The organism is Paenibacillus sp. D9, from assembly GCF_001188365.1.
Classification (GTDB): Bacteria; Bacillota; Bacilli; order Paenibacillales; family Paenibacillaceae; genus Paenibacillus_O; species Paenibacillus_O humicus.
Genome location: NZ_JZEJ01000002.1, coordinates 1 through 3,656 on the forward strand (window position 1 = coordinate 1; position 3,656 = coordinate 3,656).

6 protein-coding genes are annotated in these 3,656 nt (G+C 54.2%); all 6 read left to right on the plus strand.

Features of this window, described 5'->3' with window-relative positions; genetic code table 11:
• Window positions 1–108 precede the first annotated feature (108 nt).
• Window positions 109–1,332, plus strand: a complete 1,224-nt coding sequence (istA, locus tag VE23_RS25080) for an IS21 family transposase (RefSeq protein WP_049867149.1) — start codon at window positions 109–111, stop codon at window positions 1,330–1,332.
• Window positions 1,332–2,147 (plus strand): IS21-like element helper ATPase IstB, encoded by an 816-nt coding sequence (gene istB / locus VE23_RS25085; RefSeq protein ID WP_049867150.1) that lies wholly within the window; start codon window positions 1,332–1,334, stop codon window positions 2,145–2,147. Before istA ends, istB begins: the two co-directional genes overlap by 1 nt.
• A complete protein-coding gene (locus tag VE23_RS27910; protein ID WP_049867151.1) occupies window positions 2,140–2,367 on the plus strand; it encodes a DUF5348 domain-containing protein in 228 nt (75 codons plus the stop codon). The genes istB and VE23_RS27910 overlap by 8 nt, the downstream gene beginning before the upstream one ends.
• A gap of 27 nt (window positions 2,368–2,394) precedes the next feature.
• On the plus strand, window positions 2,395–2,652 hold the full coding sequence (locus tag VE23_RS25095; protein WP_049867152.1) for a hypothetical protein: 258 nt from the start codon (window positions 2,395–2,397) through the stop codon (window positions 2,650–2,652).
• 216 nt (window positions 2,653–2,868) lie between these two features.
• Window positions 2,869–3,087 carry a hypothetical protein gene (locus VE23_RS25100; protein WP_049867153.1) on the plus strand — a complete coding sequence of 73 codons (219 nt, stop codon included), beginning with the start codon at window positions 2,869–2,871 and terminating at the stop codon, window positions 3,085–3,087.
• A 264-nt stretch (window positions 3,088–3,351) separates the two neighbouring features.
• Window positions 3,352–3,656: SH3 domain-containing protein (locus VE23_RS25105; RefSeq protein WP_198156240.1), on the plus strand; the 305-nt coding region annotated here is incomplete at its 3' end.

Genomic DNA, 3,656 nt, shown 5'->3' on the forward strand with positions numbered 1-3,656 from the left:
TGTTACCGCCGGATTATAATTGACCCACCGGCGCCGGAATGAAAATGACCCACCTTTAGCGAATATCTCTCAGGATTGACGACCAAATCAACCTGGGAGAGATACTCGATGCTGAAAGGCGGATCTGTCTTGAGATTACACGAAATGAAGCTCAATGGAAAGAAGATTCGAGAGATTGTCAGGGAAACCGGCCATGCTCGGAACACTGTCCGAAAATATGTACGGGATGGGCAGATCCCGGAGTCCAAGGAGCGTGAGAAACGAGGGTCGAAGCTCGATCCGTTTAAAGAGACGATCGACCGCTGGATGAAAGAAGACGGATTGTTCAACTGTCAGGCGATGCTCATGCGCCTCAAGGAGAAAGGCTATACCGGTGGTGCGACGATCATCAAAGACTATGTACAGCAAAAGCGTCCGCCGTGGCAGTCAAAGGCAACCGTCCGGTACGAGACGTTGCCGGGAGATCAAGCGCAGGTAGACTGGGGATTTTGCGAAACCGTAGATGCCAATGGACGAGCCCATAAGCTGCCAGTCTTTGTCATGGTGCTGGGCTACTCACGCGCCACGTATGTTGAGTACACCCGTCGCTGTGACATTCATAGTTTCCTACGCTGTTTCGTTCATGCCATCGAGCACTTCGGCGGCGTACCCAAAATCATGCTCACCGATCACATGAAAACCGTTGTTACCGGCATGAACGACGACCGTACTCCTCAGTGGAACCGGATGTTCGAGGACTTCGCGCTGTCGGTCGGTCTGACGCCGAAACTGTGCAAGGTACGACGTCCGGAAACCAAGGGTAAGGTCGAGCGCGGCGTCCAGTTCGTCAAGGATAACTTCTGGCCGGGGCGCACCTACACGGACATTGCCGATTTGAATCGGCAAGCGATTCAGTGGTGCCATCAAGTCGACCAGCGGATTCATGGTACGACCGGCGAGCGCCCGTGTGATCGGTTGAAGGATGAGAACCTACTGCCGCTGCCATCTCCGGATCGCCTGACGAAGTTTTTGCGCGTCGAGCGTACGGTCAGTTTGGATGGGTTCGTCAGCTTCGACGGCGTTAGGTATGGTGTTCATTGGCGGTACAGCGGCCAAGTTGTTCTCGTTCGCCAAGTGGGTATGCATGTAGAAATTTGGCATCAGGGCGAGCGTATCGCGACGCACGAGAAATCCAATCTGTGGACCGGCATGGTGAGGCTGCCCGGACAATACGAGGGGCTCAAAGCTGCGGAAGGCGCTCTGAAACCGAAGCCGCTGGCCCGAGAGGTTTCTACGCCGGTAGTCGAAGAGCGGCCGCTTGAACAGTATGAAGCATTGGCGGTGATGAGCTGATGCTGGAGCTGGATCAAGTGCGAGGTCAACTGGAGTCACTCAAATTGCTCGCCGCCGCCGATGTGCTGGAAAGCAGGCTGCAGCAAGCGACGGACAAGCAGTGGACGTATGTCGCGTTTCTGATCGACTTGCTGGGTGAGGAGCTGGCGCAGCGGCTCAGACGAACGATTCAGACCAAGATGCGTATGGCGCGCCTGCCGTATCAGAAAACGTTGACGGAGTTCGACTTCTCGTTCCAGCCGAGCGTGGACAAAAAGCTCATCGACGAGCTGGCGACGATGAATTTCGTTCGCCAGACGGCGAATGTCGTATTCCTCGGACCGCCCGGCGTCGGAAAGAGCCACCTTACGATTGCGCTTGCGCTGGAGGCGCTCGCGAAGAGTATCTCGGTGTATTTCACCACCGTCACACAGCTAGTAGAAGAGTTGCGGCGCGCCCATAACGCGAACCGGCTGGATGCGAAGATGAGACAGTATCTACGCCCGCGAATTCTGATCATTGACGAAGTCGGGTATCTGCCGCTCGACCCGCTGGCAGCCAACCTGTTCTTCCAACTCATTAGCACCCGCTACGAGCGCGGCAGCCTGATCCTGACCAGCAACAAGAGTTTTGGCGATTGGGGCGAGTTGTTTGGGGACTCGGTGCTGGCTTCGGCGATTCTGGACCGTCTGCTTCATCATTCGCACATTATTAACATCCGTGGTCCAAGTTACCGGCTCAAGGACAAGATGAGAGCCGGCGTGTATGGCACGCCGCTCGACAAACCGGCCACGGATTCTGGCAGTATAACCGTCAAGGAGAATGCCCATGCGTAGGCGCGCCCGAATATGCTATGAACCGGACCGCGACGAGTGGTGTGTCGATTTGGGGCGACGGCGATACGGCCTACATTGCGGGGAATGTTTCACCTTGTATATGGGCAATAAAGCTTACGAATGCCGCTTGGAGCTCGATGCCGATTGGTATGTTCTGATGCAGGATACGAAGTTTGTTCTTCATCGACGAACCATTTATGCTATCGGTATAGACGTTTAACCGGCATGACCAAAGGAGGAATTTCGCATGACCCGAGAGCCGATGTATGATGAGGAATCGCTGGTAGCGCTTAGGCAGCAAGAGACTGAAGCCCTCATCGCAGCACTCGCTCAGTATTGCAAGAGCCTGGAACAGCAGGTGGTGGAATTGCGTCACGATGTCAATCGGCTGACATCGCCGGGGCAGGAGAAGCCTTTTCCGGATGTGCACAGCGATCTATACGAGACGTTTGACCATTTAGCCGCCTATCCGCGGTTCCGGCATCTCCTGACTGAACTGGAATAACGGAAATGGGGGCGGCAGTGCTCCCTTTCCTCCCAATTCCTCATCGTCAATTCACGATGAGGTCGCAAGTGAAATGCCTAATTCGTCGATGGGTGGGTCAAAATTAACCCGGCGAAATGGGTCAAAATAAATCCGGCCTTGACATTTGAGAGGGAACAGTACGAGGCTGCCCTTTATTGGTACGGGCTTGCTGTCGCCTTGGAGCCCCCCGTTACGATGGGAATAATCAATCGCACCGCGTCAACCTGGTATCCCCATCTGCAAATGTGCCTTTGCCTTGACCGGCTGGGAAGGTTCAGGGAGGCATTCGAGCATAATGAACATGCGCTCGCCTTTCATCCGGATCATCCGAGCATGCTGCATAATCGGGAGTATTTCCGTTCGTCGCATGGAATGGTTCCCGATGCCGGCGTAACGGCTGCGGTAAAAGGCTGATTCATGCGAGCAGAAGCATCCGGGGAAACGGATGCTTTTTTTAGTGCCCTCGCTGCCTTTTGCAGGGCTCTATTTACTGCCCCTTAACGAGTCCTTCGTTGATTCGGGAAGGGCTGATTTTGATGAGATAATTCTCATTTATTTCTAAGAAAGGCCTTGAAAGGCATGTCCTTCCTGGATTTCCGCTCTTCGTGGAAAATCTTAGGCCGTTTATAATCTGCTACAGTTGGTTGAGACCAACAACCCTAGGAGGTTTTCACCAACATGAGCAATAATTGGTTCAACCGCAAGCTGATTGGAACGAGTCTATGCGCCGCCGTCGCCTTCACCGCTATTGGAGCCGTTTACGTCCCGCCGACCCCGGCAGCTGCGGCATCATCTTCTTATGAAACCACCATTACATATGGCGTCAATATGCGCACTCAGCCAAGCGTCTCCGCCGCCAAAATCCGCATGCTGAAAAAAGGCGAAGCGGTCCATGTTGTCGGACAAGCCAACAGCTACTGGCTGCATGTCTTGACCGCTAAAGGAGAGAGCGGTTATATTTCCTCCGGAAGCCAGTACACCAC